The sequence below is a fragment of the Paracoccus haeundaensis genome (genome assembly GCF_006239215.1).
Classification (GTDB): Bacteria; Pseudomonadota; Alphaproteobacteria; order Rhodobacterales; family Rhodobacteraceae; genus Paracoccus; species Paracoccus marcusii.
On record NZ_VDDC01000044.1, the window covers coordinates 14,665 to 31,573 of the forward strand.

Annotated in this window: 16 protein-coding genes; 8 read left to right on the forward strand and 8 right to left on the reverse strand. The window is 68.6% G+C overall.

The genetic code is table 11. The features are described from left to right. Window position 1 precedes the first annotated feature (1 nt). Genes FHD67_RS17765 through FHD67_RS17780 form a run of 4 tightly spaced genes read right to left on the reverse strand, consistent with a single transcriptional unit; the run spans window position 2 to window position 3,291 of the window. Entirely contained in the window at window positions 2-562 is a 561-nt protein-coding gene (locus FHD67_RS17765) for an SAM-dependent methyltransferase (RefSeq protein WP_052715314.1), read from the reverse strand. Next, complete coding sequence (locus FHD67_RS17770; RefSeq protein WP_052715313.1) at window positions 552-1,241, reverse strand: PIG-L deacetylase family protein; 690 nt, start codon at window positions 1,239-1,241, stop codon at window positions 552-554. Before FHD67_RS17770 ends, FHD67_RS17765 begins: the two co-directional genes overlap by 11 nt. Continuing rightward, complete coding sequence (locus tag FHD67_RS17775; protein ID WP_139599523.1) at window positions 1,238-2,278, reverse strand: acyl-CoA dehydrogenase family protein; 1,041 nt, start codon at window positions 2,276-2,278, stop codon at window positions 1,238-1,240. The genes FHD67_RS17770 and FHD67_RS17775 overlap by 4 nt, the downstream gene beginning before the upstream one ends. Beyond that, window positions 2,275-3,291 carry a glycosyltransferase family 2 protein gene (locus tag FHD67_RS17780; protein ID WP_176695186.1) on the reverse strand — a complete coding sequence of 339 codons (1,017 nt, stop codon included), beginning with the start codon at window positions 3,289-3,291 and terminating at the stop codon, window positions 2,275-2,277. Before FHD67_RS17780 ends, FHD67_RS17775 begins: the two co-directional genes overlap by 4 nt. Here FHD67_RS17780 and FHD67_RS20555 point away from each other — a divergent pair. Then, window positions 3,290-3,463, forward strand: a complete 174-nt coding sequence (locus tag FHD67_RS20555; RefSeq protein ID WP_176695187.1) for a hypothetical protein — start codon at window positions 3,290-3,292, stop codon at window positions 3,461-3,463. The two genes, FHD67_RS17780 and FHD67_RS20555, sit on opposite strands and share 2 nt — an antisense overlap. Window positions 3,464-3,531: 68 nt before the next feature. Here the strand turns inward: FHD67_RS20555 and FHD67_RS17785 are convergent, their stop codons facing one another. Together FHD67_RS17785 and FHD67_RS17790 are read right to left on the reverse strand one after the other, a co-directional pair. After that, complete coding sequence (locus FHD67_RS17785; protein WP_139599525.1) at window positions 3,532-4,329, reverse strand: sulfotransferase family protein; 798 nt, start codon at window positions 4,327-4,329, stop codon at window positions 3,532-3,534. 109 nt (window positions 4,330-4,438) lie between these two features. Further along, on the reverse strand, window positions 4,439-4,879 hold the full coding sequence (locus FHD67_RS17790) for a pyridoxamine 5'-phosphate oxidase family protein (RefSeq protein WP_046001197.1): 441 nt from the start codon (window positions 4,877-4,879) through the stop codon (window positions 4,439-4,441). 194 nt (window positions 4,880-5,073) lie between these two features. Between FHD67_RS17790 and FHD67_RS17795 the strand changes: the two genes are divergently transcribed. Together FHD67_RS17795 and FHD67_RS17800 are read left to right on the forward strand one after the other, a co-directional pair. Next, window positions 5,074-5,460 (forward strand): hypothetical protein, encoded by a 387-nt coding sequence (locus FHD67_RS17795; protein WP_139599528.1) that lies wholly within the window; start codon window positions 5,074-5,076, stop codon window positions 5,458-5,460. A gap of 107 nt (window positions 5,461-5,567) precedes the next feature. After that, window positions 5,568-6,236 carry a DUF1236 domain-containing protein gene (locus tag FHD67_RS17800; RefSeq protein WP_139599526.1) on the forward strand — a complete coding sequence of 223 codons (669 nt, stop codon included), beginning with the start codon at window positions 5,568-5,570 and terminating at the stop codon, window positions 6,234-6,236. Between the two features lie 273 nt (window positions 6,237-6,509). Here the strand turns inward: FHD67_RS17800 and FHD67_RS17805 are convergent, their stop codons facing one another. After that, complete coding sequence (locus FHD67_RS17805; RefSeq protein WP_246071337.1) at window positions 6,510-7,043, reverse strand: hypothetical protein; 534 nt, start codon at window positions 7,041-7,043, stop codon at window positions 6,510-6,512. Between the two features lie 316 nt (window positions 7,044-7,359). Between FHD67_RS17805 and FHD67_RS20735 the strand changes: the two genes are divergently transcribed. The 5 genes from FHD67_RS20735 to FHD67_RS17825 are packed head-to-tail and all read left to right on the forward strand — an operon-like array spanning window position 7,360 to window position 16,272. Next, window positions 7,360-8,511: a glycosyltransferase gene (locus FHD67_RS20735; RefSeq protein ID WP_218062339.1), complete on the forward strand. Its 1,152-nt coding sequence runs from the start codon at window positions 7,360-7,362 to the stop codon at window positions 8,509-8,511. Further along, window positions 8,508-10,796: a UDP-galactopyranose mutase gene (glf, locus tag FHD67_RS17815; protein WP_218062340.1), complete on the forward strand. Its 2,289-nt coding sequence runs from the start codon at window positions 8,508-8,510 to the stop codon at window positions 10,794-10,796. The genes FHD67_RS20735 and glf overlap by 4 nt, the downstream gene beginning before the upstream one ends. Then, entirely contained in the window at window positions 10,789-12,891 is a 2,103-nt protein-coding gene (locus FHD67_RS17820) for a glycosyltransferase (RefSeq protein WP_218062341.1), read from the forward strand. Before glf ends, FHD67_RS17820 begins: the two co-directional genes overlap by 8 nt. Beyond that, window positions 12,881-13,978, forward strand: coding sequence for a zinc-dependent alcohol dehydrogenase (locus FHD67_RS20740; protein WP_218062342.1), 1,098 nt, complete (start codon window positions 12,881-12,883; stop codon window positions 13,976-13,978). Before FHD67_RS17820 ends, FHD67_RS20740 begins: the two co-directional genes overlap by 11 nt. 20 nt (window positions 13,979-13,998) lie before the next feature. After that, entirely contained in the window at window positions 13,999-16,272 is a 2,274-nt protein-coding gene (locus tag FHD67_RS17825) for a glycosyltransferase family 4 protein (RefSeq protein WP_139599527.1), read from the forward strand. Window positions 16,273-16,495: 223 nt separating this feature from the next. Here FHD67_RS17825 and FHD67_RS20560 read toward each other — a convergent pair whose 3' ends face one another. Further along, a complete protein-coding gene (locus FHD67_RS20560; RefSeq protein ID WP_157020506.1) occupies window positions 16,496-16,672 on the reverse strand; it encodes a hypothetical protein in 177 nt (58 codons plus the stop codon). Between the last annotated feature and the right edge of the window lie 237 nt (window positions 16,673-16,909).

The following is a 16,909-nucleotide window of genomic DNA, read 5'->3' on the forward strand; positions in this document are numbered from 1 at the left end:
ATCAGGCCGGCAGGGCAAAGCGGTCGATGCGAAAGCCGTCATGCACCGTGCTGTCCGATGGTCCCAGGACATTCTGCAGAATGGCCACGGCCCGTGGCCCGTCCAGCGCCTCGTCGGTCGGGCCGGTCCAGTTGACGGCGATCACCGGGCCCGTCGCCCGGGCGCGCAGCCAGCCGCCAAGACCGGTGATCTCCTTGGGGGTCAGGAAATACAGCACCTCGGACAGCAGGACCAGATCGGGGCGCAGGTCCGGCAGGTCCTGGGGCGCGCAGCCCTGCAGGACGGTGACCTGCGGCAGGGGGTCCAGCACCTGCCGCGCCGACCGGATCGCGGCGGGGATGCAGTCCATCACCGTCAGGCGGTCGCACCGGTCGGCCAGCCGCCGCGCCAGCGTGCCATTGCCGCACCCGATCTCCAGCGCGGCCTTGAACGGGCCGTGCCCGATGGCGTCAAGCGTGGCGGCGTACTTGCCGGCCTCATAGGGGCTGGTGCGATGATCCCAGGGATCGTCACTGGCGGCATAGAGGCGGGCCAGATGGTCCAGCGTTTCCCTATGGGGCAATGACGATCTCCGGATGGGTCAGGAAATGGGCCTGATGGGTGTCGGTCATGACGAACCCCGTCGGGTCGTCGTCGATCAGCCCGGTCATCTGCGACCTGTGACAGGACAGCGCGCGCCGCTTGGCCGCCACCGCCGCATCCGAAGCCGCGATCAGCCGGACCTCCGCCGCGCGGTCGGTGAACCGCCCCCAGACCGGATAGAAGGCCAGCGCGAGATCCGCCCGCATGGCGGCAAGGCGCATGGCAAGACGCGCAACCTGCTGATGATCGACATGCGGGTCGTGCTCCCAGGTCGCAAGCACCAGCGCGTCGGGCGCGATCAGCGCCGACACCCGTTCCGCCGCCTGCGCGTCGTCGGAGGCGGCACAATCGGGATAGCCAAGGCAGGTGACCCGCGCCGCGGGTGCCAGGATCGCGCAGGCGGCGCGCAGTTCCGCCGCGCGGGTTGCGGCCAGCACCGGGGCGGGCCAGCGCCGCGATCCGGGATGCGAGCGCGTGCCGTCGGTCACGCAGATGACGTGACACGGGGTGCCCTGCGCGGCCGCATCGAACAGCAGCGCGCCGCAGCCCAGCGTCTCGTCATCGGGATGCGGGGCCAGGATGACCAGCGGGCGGCCCTGCACCAGCGAACCGGGCGTCATCGACGGGGCGGATGCCGCATGGTCCAGAAAGCCGCTCATCCGATCCACCGCCGGTGCAGGTCGGGGTCGGCCAGGATCCGGTCCACCGATGACAGGGCCAGGGCATCCGGCCCCGCCTGCCGCAGGTACAGGCCTAGATCCCGCCGGATGCGGTCGGCCGGATGCGCCGTGGCGAATGACGCGGCCCCCAGCGCCTGGTCCATGTTGGCCAGCAGGGCCACGGCCTCGTCTGTCGTGCGCAGGCGGGCCAGGATCGCGGTCTGGGCATCGGCCGCCGTCGCGGCGGGACGCTCGATCCGGCAGGCGGCCTGGGCCAGCCACAGTCGGGCCGTCTCGCAGGCCGTGATCATGCGGTGCAGGCGCATCGCCTGAAGGGGGGCATCCTGCTGGCCGCGGGCGCGCAGCTGATCGGCGGTCAGGGCCGTCAGCCTGCGCATCGCCCCCAGCTGGACCGCGGCATAGCGCCAGACGCCGCCGTGGAAATGCGGCTCGGTCAGATAGGCGTCGGGCGCGCCCAGGGTCACGGCCTCCGCCACGGCCAGCCCGTCCAGGTCGCAGCGACCCGATGCGGTGGCCTTCATTCCCGACATGTCCCATTCGCCGGGAAACAGCCGCCCGTCCAGCTGGTCGCGCGCGAACATCAGCAGGTGCAGCCCGGCATCCGACCGCACGGTGACGATCATGTGGTCCAGCACGTCCGCACCGCTGGCGAACAGCTTCTGCCCGCGGATGACCGAACCCTCGATCCGTGCGGGGTCGGGACCGTCGGCACCCCAGATGCCGTAGAGCGCCCCCTGCGCCACGGGCGCGGTCGGGCCGCCATGCAGCATCAGCAGCTTGACGGCGTTCACATGCCCCTCGAACAGCCGCCCGGCGGACAGGTTTGCGCCGCCCACCCGCTGCAGCGCATCAAGCAGCACCAGCGGATCACGCGGGTGATGCGCCAAGGTCAGGCATTCCGCCGACAGCCCGCTGTCGCGCAATGCGGCGGCCAAGGCAGGGCCCGACGGGCCGTCGGGCCCGTCCGGCAGGGCATCGGCGATCATCCGTTCGGCACGGTCGATGGCGTCGGTCATCCGACCACCATCGCGGCGTGCCGGTCGGACCAGCGGGCAAAGTCCGGATCGACGGTCCCGTCGACCAGCGCCGCCAGATCCGCCAGCCGCGCCTCCAGGTCCGAGGCGCGCAGCGTCGGGCCGGCCGCAACGCTGCGGTCGGGATAGGCGCGGATGGACCCTGACATCGCCTCGGCCCACATCGCGCGCAGCGCGTAGGGCAGGATCATGGCCTGATCGGCCAGCGGATCGGCATCCTGCATCCGATGGCGCAGGCAGGCAGCCATGCCGCCATCAGCGCGCCCCTGCAGTCGCCCGGACACGCGCGCCGTCATGTCGCAGGAATAGCGGACGGCCAGCCCATGCGCCTCGGCCCGAAAGACCAGGGCGCGATCCTCTCCGAAATCCAGCTCCGGAAGGCCACCGATGGCCCGGTACAAATCTGCGCGGATCGCCATCGACGCGCCGGATTCCATGTAATGCGGGGTCTGCGACTGCGCGGCCTGGCGCCCCGCCACCTGGTCCAGCCGGTGGCGGACCCTGCGCAGCAGCGCGCTGTAGGCCTCCTCGGCCTGGGTGATGCGCGCGCCCGAAGGGGTGGCCAGAACATGCGGGACATCGGCACTGATCGATCCGCAGACCAGATCGGCCCCGTCACCCATCGCGTCCAGCGCGGCCCGGATCCAGTCCTGCGCCGGGATCGCGTCGGCATCCGTCGTCATCAGCAGCCCGCCGGTCCTGGCGGCCAGGTCCATCGCCACCCGCCGCGCGCGTCCGGCACTGGCGGTCGATACCGGAAAGGTGACGGAATGCACCGACACCGCCAGCGAAGGGCTGCGGAAGGACCGGGCGATCCGTTCGCTGGCATCCGTGCAGTTGTTGGCCAGCACCAGGGCCGTGACGGGCAGATCACAGGCTTGGGCGGCCCCGGCTAGCGCCTGCAGCAGCCGGTGCAACCGCTTGGCCTCGTCGCGCACGGGGATGGCGACGGTGACGTGGCGCAGTGCGGGACGGGTATCGTGCCAAGGGGTCATGAGGATCCGTATCATGCAGGAAGGTCCGGCCGGGGCAGTCGACCGGCGACGAATGCATGACCGGATTGTCCTGCGCATCCGCCTGCAAAACGGACGCATGACAGGGCAGTTCCTGAACCTGCGCCTGATAAAGATCAGGCTTCATAACATCGGTTCCCTGAAATCAACGTGAATTCAGAAGATTATGGAGAAGTGCAGGACGGCGACTTTCTTCACGCGCGGTGTCCCGCCTGCGTTCCATCAGCCGGTGATGGCCTTTCCACCTGTCCAGGCGTCTTCTGCCGCTGTCCTGACCGACCGCAACGGGTGGGACAGGCGAGGACCGACAGGTCTTACCTCAAGCCCCGGTCCATAGCCCCATGCCGCGGCACGCTCTGCCTGCGACGGGGTCATCCGCGGCGCCGATCCGTAGTCCAGATTGCCGTCCCGGACCGTCGCGTCCATCCGGGACGGGGAAAGCGACATGAAGGCGTGAACGCTGCTCACCACCGCCGCGGGCGATGCCACCAGATCCTCGTACCGGATGACCATGGCCGCGTGCAGGTGGGACAGGTCCTGCTGCATCTGAGAGTGCGCGTCCAGCCAGTGGTCGATCAGCTGATGGGCTGGCCCATCGACCCATTTCGCGACCGCCGCCGCCACGGCCTCGGGGTGGCGGATGATCAGCACGAATTGCGACAATGGGAACAATTGCTGGTACAACCGTGTCCGCGTCAGGTTCACCGGCGACTTCTCGACCCGCCACGGACGATCGCCGTCGAACCATGGGTTCCAATCGTGTTCCAGGCGCAGACGGGTCTCCAACCGGTCCAGCGGGTGGCCCTCGGTCAGGTGCTGACGCGGATCGGTCGCGAAATGCATCGGTCGGCCGTGCTGCGCGGTATGGGGGATGGCGCCCTGCAGATAGCACCCCTCGTTCTCGGGCACCGGCGCATCGCGGATTGCGGCCACCGCGTCATGCGCCGCCACCAGCCGCGTCAGAAGCGATGTCCCGGACCGGTGCAGGCCACCGACGAAAAGATAGCGGTGATGCTGCATCAGGATGCCGTTCCCCTGTCGAAATATCGCTTGATCGTCTTCAGGCCGAGGTCGTTGAAAGACCCGCGGACGGCATGCCGGCCCGCGGGTCTTTCGGGATTGCGATGGATCAGGCCCGGGGGGCGACCTCGCCCTCTTCCTCGCCGTCCCAGTAATGGACGCGCACGGCGGCGACCTTGATCAGCGCCATGCCCGGCGTATCGATGCCGTCCGGAAACCACCGTTCCAGATCGCTGGTCCAATGGTCGGCGAACGTGGCCTTGTCGCGGATGATGCCGGCCTCGCCCTCGACGGCCACGAACAGCGGCGGCGCGCCCAAAATGCCTGCGCGCCCCTGGAACGACAGGGCGACATGGGGGTCGCGTTCGATGTCGGACACGGTACGCGTGTCGTCATAGGTGAAGTAATAGCTGTCGCCATCCCATTCGACATCGGAATTGTTGCTCATGGGCCGGGTGGCAAGCTGGCCACCCTCGGTCCGGGTGGTCAGCATGGCAAAGTCGATCTTGCCCATCGCCTTTGCCAGATCGCCTATGGTTCTGTCGGACATGTGAACTCCTGACTGCCGTATCGGCTTCTGGCACATGAACGCGCGGCCGTGGTCATTCGATCCATGCCCCCTGCATCGCGGTGATCCTTCGCGCGATCAGCGGCATTCACATGATCGGCAGGGTGCGGCAACCCACGCGCCGGTCGGAGGTTGTCCTTTGCTCCGTTGTCGGAGCCAGCATCAGGAGCATGACGATGACCCCAACCTTTCCAGGGATTGCCTTGGCGACCGCGCTGACGCTTGCCTTGGCCGCACCCGTCGCGGCCGATCCGGGCCGCGGGCGCCATCACGACAACGACCGCAACCATGCCCATCAGGGGTGCCCGCCGGGCCTTGCCAAGAAATCGCCGTCCTGCATTCCACCCGGTCAGGCAAAGCGCGATGACATCCGCTATGGCCGCGGCGTCGGCGACAGGCTGCGCGTCGAGGACTATGTCCTGGTCCGTGACCTGAACCGTTACGATGTCGAACGCCGGGAGGGTTGGCGCTATTACCGCAGCGACGATCAGTTGTACCGCGTCGATGCCGAGACGCGTCAGATTCTGGCCGTGATCAACTTGGCCCGCGCGCTTTTCAACTGAAGATTGCATTTTATGCATTTGTGAACGGTCCGGTTCGGAACCGCCGATCGGTGCGACAAGTTTGCACCGCATCATCGGGCAGCATGCCCGAGAGACAGGAGATTACCATGAAAGCGTATCTTGCTCCGACCTTCGTTGCGGCCCTGACGGTTTCGGGGGCCGCCTCGGCGCAGACGATGGCCACCGTTGCCACGGATTTGAACGTCCGGTCCGGCCCCGGCGTCCAGCATGGCGTGATCGGCGCCATCGGCGCGGGGGACGAGGTGACTGTCCTGGGCTGCATCGACAGCGCGAACTGGTGCCAGGTCAGCGGTGACGGTCTGGAAGGCTGGGCCTATGGCGACTATCTGAACGTCAAGGCAGGCGACGAGGTCGTGTCGCTTTATCCCAACCGCGAGACGGTCGGCGTGACCATCATCGAGGCCCCCGTCGAGGACCCGACCACCGGACAGGACGCCGCCGTGGGCGGTCTGGGCGGCGCGGCGATGGGTGCGCTGATCGGCGGCCCGGTCGGGGCGGTGGCCGGTCTTGCCATCGGCGGCGCGACCGGTGCTGCCGCAGCCGAGGAGCCCACGACCGAAGTGACCACCTATGTCACGTCGAACACGGTGGATCCCGTCTATCTGGACGGCGAGGTCGTGATCGGCGCGGGCGTTCCGGAAAACGTGACGATCTACGAGATCCCGGATCAGCCGGATTATCGCTATGCGCAGATCAACGGCCAGACGGTGCTGGTGAACCCGCAGGATCGTCAGATCATGTATATCTATCGCTGACCATCGCGGAAACGGCGGGCATGGCCTTTGGCTCGTGCCCGCCGGACAGAGGTTTCTGAAAGCATAGGGCTGACGGTCGCGGCCCATTCACCCAGTCATTGGGTCTACCGGCAAAGGCAATTTCGCGTTTCAGTGTGTCCACGATAGATCGACCACGTCAGCACTATTTCACAGAGCCTTACAGGTTGCAATCTGAAAATCGGCCGTCGCCCATCGCCACCGTCCGCTGTTCCACAGTCACCGCTGCGCCCTGATGCCGGGCGCAGCGTGTCGTCACATCGCCTTCAGCTGGTCGACCGCTTCCTGACAGGCAGCCTCGTCTCCTTCGGCAAGGGCACGCTCCGCATTGGCGATCAGGCTCTCGCGATCGGCCATGGCCTCGTCTCCCTCGGCCTCTTCCGCGGCGGTCGGTTCGCCTTCCTGCTGCGCCTGCACGTCGCTGCCGGACATGGCGACGGCCGTTCCGGGCTCTGCCTCCGTTCCCTCCAACGGCGCAAGCGAGCCGTCCTTGGCGATGCCCTCGCCCGAGGCGCTGTCGGCCCCATCGGCTGCAGGCATGTCGGACGCCGCATCGGCCGACGCATCGGGGGCATCCGCTTGGGTGTCATCGCCCGCCGGTTGCTCCAGCGGCGCCAGCGATCCGTCCTTGGCAATGCCCTCGGTCCCGCCTGACGCAGCACCGGTGTTGTCGCCGGTCATCGCGGCGGTATCGGTAAAGCGTGCCAGATCGGCGGCGCAATCCGCCTGCGCCATGCCGGCAAATGCGCAGATCGCGCAGCCGGCCATCCAGGTCATCGAATACTTCATGTCTCGTCTCCCATGATGCAGCGTCTCCTCCTCAGAAGACGTAACGAAGCTCCTGCCTGCGCCCGATGTTCCAGCAGATAACCTATAACGTTTGCTAATCGGCACCCTTCCAGCCGGGCAGTCGGCACCGAACGCCGCGACCGGCCAAGCCGATGAAAGGCAACGGGTTCGCCCGAACGGCGCATGACACAGAGTGCAAAACCTGCCCCAGCAACGCTGACATTAATCAAGTTGCGTGGTCGTCAACCCTGACCTTAGCTGAAACATGTCGTGAACATCGCGATGTCCTACGGCGTTCTCTTTCAGCGGCGGCCCCATGCATTCTCGTCGTCTTGTCGTCATCTCGGATCATTGCAGCCATGGTCCGCCGGTCCCGGTGACGCATCCGGCGCAGATCGACACCATCCTGCCGCCGCCCCCGACGGGACAGGTCACCGTCACCGGCGGCTATCTGGAACGCCTGCCCTTGGCAGCCATCGCGGCGGGCATCGTCGATACCGCCGAGATCTGGAGCTTTGCCGGGCGCTGCGGCGAATCCGATGCCAGCCAAGGCCTTGCCGCGGGCCGGGCCGATCCGGACCGCCCCGGCCTGACGCGGCGCGTCTTTCGCGCCGACGCGCATGACGCCCCGTACGGATCGGCCGAGGCGGTGCGCCATCTGCAGCAGACCGGCGCGCCGGACATCCTGTGCGTCTGGGGCCTGGGGGTCGGGCACGACATCATGGATGCGGCACGCGGTGCGATCACCATCTACAATTCCATCGACGCCCCGGCACTGCGGATCCCCGACGACCTGGCGGCGCGGTTCGACCTGTTCCTGACCGGCGCCCCTTGGCAATCGGCCGAAATAACGGCACGCATCCCCGGCGCCCGCACGCGCGTGCTGCCCATCGGCCCGAACTTTGCGTCCGACGTGACCTTTCATCCGACCGGTGCGGCCAAGGATCGCGACGTGGTCTATGTCGCCTGCGCGCAGCCCTACAAGCGTCACGACATCCTGTTCGATGCCATGGAGCGCCGCCCCGGCACCACGGCCCTGCTGGTGGTCGGATACGGCGACGACGACCTGCGCGCCGACGCCGACCGCCGCGGCCTGGACGTCGAGATCGTGGGACCCCCGGGGGTGGATCATGACGCCGTCAACCGGCTGATCAACCGCGCCCGCATCGGCGTGGTCTGCGGCCAGCATGACGGCGCCCCCGCAATTCTGACCGAATATCAGCTGGCCGGCCTGCCGGTTCTGGCAAATGCGGACCTGGTCTGCGGGCTGGACCACGTGCCTGCATCGGCCGGGACCGTCGCATCCCCCGGTGCGCCCTTTGCCGCCGCGCTGGACGGGCTGCTGGCATCGCCGCCCGCCGATCCCCGCCCCGACGCGATCACCCGATGGGGCTGGCGCGCCAGCATCGCCTGCCTTGGCCAAGACATCGACGCGATCCGCAGCGGTCGCCGGAAGGAGCAGTCATGACGCCCCGCGACCTGTCGCCCCCCGCGACGACCGACAAGCCCGCCCTGATCTGCCTGTCGCATCTGCGGTGGGATTTCGTGACCCAGCGGCCCCAGCATCTGATGGACCGCTTTGCCCGCGATTACCGCGTGCTGTTCTGGGAGGAGGCGATCCCCACCACGCATCACCTGCCCTATCTGGAGTTCCACGCCTTTCACGGCACGACCGTCCAGGCCGTGCGCCCCCGCATTCCCGACCGCTGGTCGCCCCAGGATCAGGCCGCGGGCCTGGTGGGTCTGTTCGACCAGATGCTGGCCCTGAACGGGATCGTGCGCCCGGTCCTGTGGCTGTATACGCCGATGATGTGGCCCGTCGTGCAGCATGTCGATGCCGCGGCCGTGGTCTATGACTGCATGGACGAGCTGGCCTCGTTCCGCTTTGCGCCGGCCGCGCTGGCCGGGCTGGAGGCCGCGCTGATGGCATCGGCGGATCTGGTGACCACCGGCGGCTGGTCCCTGTGGGAGGCGCGGCGAAACGATCACGCCAACATCCACGCCTTCCCCTCCTCGGTGGAGACGCGGCATTTCGCGACCGCACGGACGGGACTTGCCGAACCCGACGATCAGGCCGGCCTGCCCGGTCCGCGGCTTGGCTGGTACGGTGTGATCGACGAACGCGTCGATCTGGACCTGATCGCGGGACTGGCCGCGGCGCGGCCCGACTGGTCGGTGGTGATGATCGGCCCGGTGGTCAAGATCGACCCCGCCAGCCTTCCCCAGGCGCCCAACCTGCATTGGCTGGGCCAGAAGAGCTATGACCAGCTGCCCGCCTATCTGGCGGGGTGGGACGTCGCGCTGATGCCTTTCGCGATGAACGAGGCGACGCGCTACATCTCTCCGACCAAGACGCCGGAATATCTGGCCGCCGGATGCCCGGTCGTGTCCACCCCGGTGCGCGACGTGGTGCGCCAGTACGGCCATCTGCGCGCGGTCCGCATCGCCGACGGCCCGGCGGCCTTTGTCGCGGCCTGCGCCGATGCGCTGGCGGATGCCCCGGCCGACATCTGCACCGAGGCCGACGCGGTGCTGGCCCGCCAAAGCTGGGACCTGACGCAGGCCCGCATGGCGGCGCTGCTGGACCGGGCGGTCGACCGACGCCGGCGGCCTGCCGTGCCCCGCCCCCGCCGCGCGCGGCCCCGTCCCGACGTGACCATCTGCGGCGCGGGGTTTGCCGGCGCGGTCATGGCGCGCCAGCTGGCCGAACAGTCGGGCAAGCGGGTGCTGGTCGTCGACCGGCGCCACCATATCGGCGGCAACGCCTTTGACGAACAGAATGCCGACGGCCTGCTGATCCACCGCTATGGCCCGCACATCTTTCACACCAACGCCACCGAGGTCGTCGACTTCCTGTCGCGCTTCACCGAATGGCGGCCCTATGCGCACCGCGTGCTGGCCGATCTGGGCGATCGCCGGGTGCCGATGCCGATCAACCGCACGACGCTGAACATGCTCTATGATGCCGGGCTGACCGGCGACGCGGACACCGCCGCCTTCCTGGCGGCGCGCGCCCGGCCCGTGGACCCGATCCGCACCGCGCGCGATGTCGTCGTCTCGGCCGTAGGGGACGATCTGTACCGACTGTTCTTCGAGGGCTACACCCGCAAGCAATGGGGGCTGGATCCGTCCCAGCTGGACCCCTCGGTCACGGCGCGGGTGCCGACGCGCACCGATACCGACGACCGCTATTTCACCGACCGGTTCCAGGCGATGCCGCGCGACGGCTATACCGCGATGTTCGCGCGCATGCTGGACCATCCGGGGATCGACGTGCGCACGGGCACCGATTTCCATGACATCGACCCGGCCGATCGCGGCGCGCTGACCGTCTATACCGGGCCGATCGACGCCTATTTCGGCCACCGCTTCGGCGCGCTGCCCTATCGCAGCCTGACCTTCGCGCATGAAACCCTGCCCCAGCGCCAGTTCCAGCCGGTGGGTGTCGTGAACTATCCCGACCCGGACGTGCCCTTCACGCGGATCACCGAATACAAGCACCTGACCGGGCAGGACCACCCGATGACGGCGATCACCCGCGAATATCCGTCGGACCGGGGCGATCCCTATTATCCCATCCCCTGCCCGGAGAACCAGGCGCTGTTCCGCCGCTATCAGACGCTGGCCGATGCGGAACCGAACGTGATCTTTGCCGGTCGTCTTGGCAGCTACCGCTATTACAACATGGACCAGGTGGTGGCCCAGGCCCTGGCGCTGCACCGGCGCATGATGGCGGTCCCCGTGCATGCCTGACCGGTTGCTGCTGGTCACCGACAGCGCCGAGCCGTCGGGCGTGGGCGCGCATATGGTCGCCCTGGCCGCCGCGCTGGCGGAGCGGGGCCTGCGCCCGGAAACGCTGTGGCCCGACCATCCGGCGGGCCGCGCCCTGGCTGCGCAGGTCAGAGCGGCGGGCGGCATGGCCGCGGTGACGGACACCGGGGCGATCGCCCGGGCGGTTGCGGACTGGGCGGGGCAAGGCCGCGGAACGGTCCATGTGCACGCCGGCATCGGGTGGGAGGGGCACGCCCTGACCCGCGCGGCCCATGCCGCCGGCGCGACCGTGCTGCGGACCGAACATCTGCCCTGGCTGCTGACGGACCCCGATCAGATCGCCGAATACCGCGCCGCGCTGGGCGGGGTGCATGGCGTGATCGCCGTGTCGCGCCAGGCCGCGGACGGGTGGCGCAGGGCGCTTGGCCCGGGAACATCCGTCCGCGCGGTGCCCAACGGCATCCGCCCCCGCCCCGCGCCACAGGCGGACCGCGACGACCGGATGATCCTCTGCGTCGGTCGCCTGACCCCGCAAAAGGCGCAGCGCGTCCTGTTGGGGGCGCTGGCCCGGCTGCGGCGGGGCGGCGGCGATGCGCGGGTCGTGATCGTCGGCGACGGTCCGGGCCATCTGCTGCTGGACCGCGCGATCCGCCGATTGGGCCTGCAGGACCACGTGACCTTGGCCGGGCAACGCGACGACGTGCCCGCGCTGATGGCGCAGGCCGGAATCCTGGCCCTCCCCTCGCGGTTCGAGGGGCTGCCGCTGGTCGCGCTGGAGGCGATGGCCGCCGGCCTGCCCGTCGCGGCCAGCCGGATCGGCGGCACCGTCGAGGCGCTTGGCCCCGACCACCCCTGGCTGCACCCGCCGGGCAACAGTCGCGCCCTTGCCGACCACCTGGCCGCGGCGCTGCGCGATCCGCAGGCGCGCGCACGCGTGGCCCGGGCGCAGCAGGACCGTTTCACCGCGCATTTCACCGCCGCCCGCATGGCCGGCGACACCCTGGCCGCCTATCGCGCCGCCCGCGCAAGGAAGGAAAAACCGCCTATGGACCGTATCAGACTGGGCTTCATCGGGGCGGGCGGCATCGCGCATCGCCATTTCGGCGTGCTGCAGACCATGCCCGACGTCCAGGTCGTGGCCATCTGCGACACCGACCCCGCCCGCGCGCAGGAGGCCGCAGACCGCATGGGGGCCACGGCCCATCGCGATCACGACGCAATGCTGGCCGCGCATGATCTGGACGCCGTTTACATCTGCGTGCCGCCCTTTGCGCATGGGGCGCCCGAACGGGCCTGCATCGCGCGGGGCCTGCCGTTCTTCGTCGAAAAGCCGATCACCCTGGACGTCGATCTGGCCCAGCGGATCGCGGCAGAGGTCGAGCAGGCCGGGCTGATCACCGCCGTCGGCTATCACTGGCGCTATCTGGACACGATGGACGAGGCGCGCGCCCATCTGGCGACCAATCCCGCGCATCTGATGCAGGGATTCTGGATCGACCAGACGCCGCCGCCGGAATGGTGGTGGCGGGCCGACGGATCGGGGGGCCAGGTCGTCGAACAGGCCACCCACATCATCGACGCGGCGCGGTTCCTGGCCGGCGACGTGACCGAGGTGTTCGGCCTGTCCGCGCGGCGCGACCGCGACGACTTTCCCGGCCTGACCGTGCCCACCGCCACCGCGGCCACGCTGCGCTTTGCGTCGGGGGCGGTGGCCAACCTGTCGTCGACCTGCCTGATGCGGTGGAACCACCGCGTTGGCCTGCATGTCTTCAGCGACGCCATGGCGATCGAGATCACCGATCACGACCTGATGGTCGACGTGGGCCAGGGCCGACCCGTCCGGCAGGCCAGCGGCGATCCGGTCTGGCGCGAGGACCGCGATTTCATCGAGGCCGTCATGGGCCGCGAGAACCGCATCCGCTGCGACTATGCCGAGGCGCTGCTGACCCATCAGGTCGCGCTGGCCGTGGGCCGGTCGGCCGAAACCGGAACCCTTGTGCGGATGGAGGGGCTGCGGGCCGACCCGCAGCCCACCTTTTGTCCTGCCGCTGCGGCGGGCGCCGACGATGCCGCATGAACATCGCCACATCCGGTCGCTGGCCATCCTGGACCAGGGCCGTCCGGGCTTCTTCGGCTATGACGAAGGGCCGGCGGGGGACGGGCAGGTTCGGCTGGACCTGCTTTATACCGGGCTGTCGGCGGGGACCGAGCTGACCTTCCTGAAGGGCACCAACCCCTATCTGCACAGCCGATGGGACGATGTCGCGGGCCGCTTCGTGCCCGGCGAGCCGTCGGCCCGGTTTCCGGTCAACTTCCTGGGCTATATGGAAAGCGCCCGCGTGATCGACGCGCGCGCGCCGGGCTGGCGGAACGGTCAGGTGGTCGGCACCGCCTTCGGTCACAAGACCGGACATACCGCCGATCCGTCGCACGACCTGCTGACGGCGCTGCCCGACGGGATGGACCCGATGCTGGGCATCTTCGTGGGCCAGATGGGACCGATCGCCGCGAACGGCATCCTGCATGCCGATGCCGAGGCCTTCGGCGCCGCCGTCCCGCATCTGGGCGCCAGCCTGGACGGGCGTCCCGCGCTGATCTGGGGTGGCGGCACGGTGGGCCTGTTCTGCGCGCTGTTCGCGCAAGCCGCCGGCGCGTCCGAAGTAGTTGTCGTCGATCCCTCCCCCTTCCGCCAGGACATCATCCGCAAGCTGGGCATGACCCCGATGGACGAGGACGCGGCCGTGGCCCATGCCAAGTCCGCGTGGCACGACCGTCACGGCGGCCGCGGCGCCGAGGTGGTGTTCCAGACCCGGGCCCATTCCGACAGCCTGCACCGCGCGCTGGCCGCCCTGCGCCCGCAGGGCACGGTGATCGACCTGGCCTTCTATCAGGGCGGCCTGCCGGACCTGCGCCTGGGCGAGGAGTTCCACCACAACGGCCTGCGCCTGATCTGCGCCCAGATCAACCGCATGCCGCGCCGTCTGGCCGCCGACTGGAACCAGCGGCGGCTGGCCGCGGAAACCGTCCGCCTGCTGGAGCGCATGGGCCCCGCCATCCGTCAGCACCTGATCACCCATGTCGTACCCTTCGACGAGGCGCCGCGGTTCCTGGAACGCCTGATGGCCGAGCGGTTCGATTTCCTCCAGGTCGTCTTCGCGACCTGATCCCGCCAAGGAGCGATCCGATGAACGACGATCTGAACCAGCCCTGGGGCGTTCAGCCGCCCCAGGACCTGCCCGTCCCGCACCCTGACGCAGGCAAGATCCGCATCCTGTTCGTCCTGGCCTGGCTGGTCGTCGGCGGAGAGGAGACGGAACTGCGCCTGCTGGCCCGCACCCTGCCCCGCGACCGGTACCGGATCGACGTCATCCCCTGCTTTCGCAAGGAGGGGATGCCCGACCAGACGACCGACCAGCTGCGCGCGCTTGGCATCCATGTCGACACGACGCCCTATGCGCTTGGGTTCGACGACACCATCGACTATCTGCGCCGCAAGATCTGCGGGGCCGACGTGGTGGTCAGCTGTCAGAACGTCGCCGACATCTATCCCGCGATGGAGCGTCTGGCCCTGCGCCCGCCCCTGATCGAACATGGCGGGCTGGTCAGCGAGGCGCTGGCCGGGCCCAAGCACCTGACCGCGCGCTATGTGGGCGTCTGCGACAGCATCCGCGCGACGGCGGCGGGACGCATGCCCGACCGGCCCGACCATGCGGTCGAGATCCCGTCGATGGTCGACCTGACCGAGTTCGATCCGGCACGCCGGGCACCCATCCGCGCGGCGCTTGGCATCGCCGACGACCAGGTGCTGATCGGATGGGTCGGGCGCCTGGACCGCAAGAAGCGGGTCGAGGATTTCCTGGCCGCCGCGATGGGCGTCGCCGCCAGCCATCCGCAGGCGCGGTTCGTCGTCATCGGCGGGCCGGACGCCTTCATGCCGGAATACGCGCTGCAGCTGCATGCGCTGGCGGCACCCCTTGGCGACCGCGTGATCTTTACCGGCGACCGCGCGGACGTCCCCGACCTGCTGGCGGCGATGGATGTCTTCTGCTGGCTCAGCCGGGGCGAGGGCATGCCCCATGTCATCGCCGAGGCCGGGGCCGCGGGCCTGCCCGTCATCGCCACCCCCGACAACGGCGCCCTGCAGCAGATCCGCGACGGCGTCAGCGGCCTGTTCGTGCCGCACGAGGATCCCGGGGCTGTTGCCGCCGCAATGCGTCGGCTGATCGACGATCCGGCCCTGCGGCACGGCCTGGGGTCGGCGCTGCAGGCCCATGTGCGCGCAACCTATTCCGCCGCGGTCGTGGTGCCGCAATGGCAGGCGCTGATCGACACCGTTCTGGCCGAACAGGCCCCGGCGCCGGCGCCCACGCTGTTCGCCAGCATGATCCAGGGGGGATGGGAATCCTCGACCCATCGGCGGCGCGACGGGCGGCGGCTGGATGTCATCGCGGCCATCGGTCACGACACCCATGCCGCCCAGGATTACCTGCAGCTGCAAGGCCTGGGCATCCGCACCTGCCGCGATGCCCTGCGCTGGCCGTCGATCGACGCGGGCGGCGCGCTGGACCTGGGATCCTGGACCCCGATGCTTCAGGCGGCGCGCGACACCGGCACGCAGGTGATCTGGGACATGATGCATTACGGCTGGCCTGACGATCTGGACGTCTGGTCCCCGGCCTTCGTCGACCGCTTTGCCTGGCTGGCCCGCGCCGCCGGTCGGCACCATCGCCAGGTGACGGATGCCGTCCCCTTCTGGTGCCCGGTGAACGAGATCAGCTTCCTGTCCTGGGCCGGCGGGGATGCGGGCTATCTGAACCCGTTCGCCGGGGGCCGCGGGTTCGAGCTGAAGGTCCAGCTGGCCCGCTGCTATCTGGCCGCCCGTGCGGAGCTGCTGGCCATCGACCCGCGGGCGCGCTTCGTCACCGCCGAGCCGCTGATCGCGGTCCAGCATGCCGATTGGACCGGCCGCCCGCTGTTCGAGGCGCATGGCTGGCACGACGCCCAGTTCCAGGCCTTCGATCTGATCGCGGGCCGCATCTGGCCGCAGATCGGCGGGTCCGAGGCCGCGCTGGACGTGGTCGGCGTCAACTATTACTGGAACAACCAATGGATCCATGGCGGCCCGCCCATCGACGTCGACCATGCGCTGCACAGCCCCCTGTCAGATCTGCTCGTCGAGGTCGCGGCGCGCTATGACCGCCCCGTGATGCTGGCCGAGACCGGGACCGAAGGCGCGCGCCGCGCCGCGTGGTTCGATCATGTCATGACCCAGACCCATCACGCCCGCCATCGCGGCGTCCGGGTGGAGGGGGTATGCCTCTACCCCATTGCCGACCACCCCGGATGGGACGACGACCGCATGTGCCCGAACGGCCTGCTGGGCGCAGACCCCAGCAGCGGCACACGCGACGTCCACGTCCCCTTGGCACGCATGTTGCGAGGCGTGTCACATTGGTAATGCCGAGGGATATGAGCACAGACCCGCCGCAGCGCTGGTTATCCAGTTTCAGCGAAATGCGTTAGCTTGGTATCCCAAGTGAATCATCGCTAGAAGTGGCGTTGACCTATCAACCAGTCTGAATTGGTTCGGCAAGGTTTACCGGTAGAACCGATATTTCACGCATCTGTTTGCAGGTAAGGGGCTGACTGGATCGCAGCCTCTGACACCTTGTTGACTACGTTTATTGCGATCCGGTCATGCGTTTCAGCTGCTGATCATCAGTCAGCCGTTCGATGCCAAAAGCTTCCAATGCTTTGACGATGATGTTCGTGGGCGAATCTCCCGCTTCGGCTGCCGCGGTCTCCAAGCCACGGCGAAGGTCGTCGGGAAGGTCAATTGGTGGGGTCGAACCGGTCATGTTCCGCTCTCCTGTATCGTTTCATTGAACATGTCAGCGCGTCAGGCGGTTCCCAAGCTTGCACGTCCTGTCAGGTCTCCTCACCGATAAGCCAGGCGCCACTCCTGAGGTTACAAGCACTCGAGAAAGCAACATACTGCGTCCGAGTTTCCAAATACGGTCCAGACCGTGTGAAAACTCGGTGGAGTTTAAAGGGCGCCGGGCGTTCGGTGGTTTTTAGTTTAGAAATCCTGACCC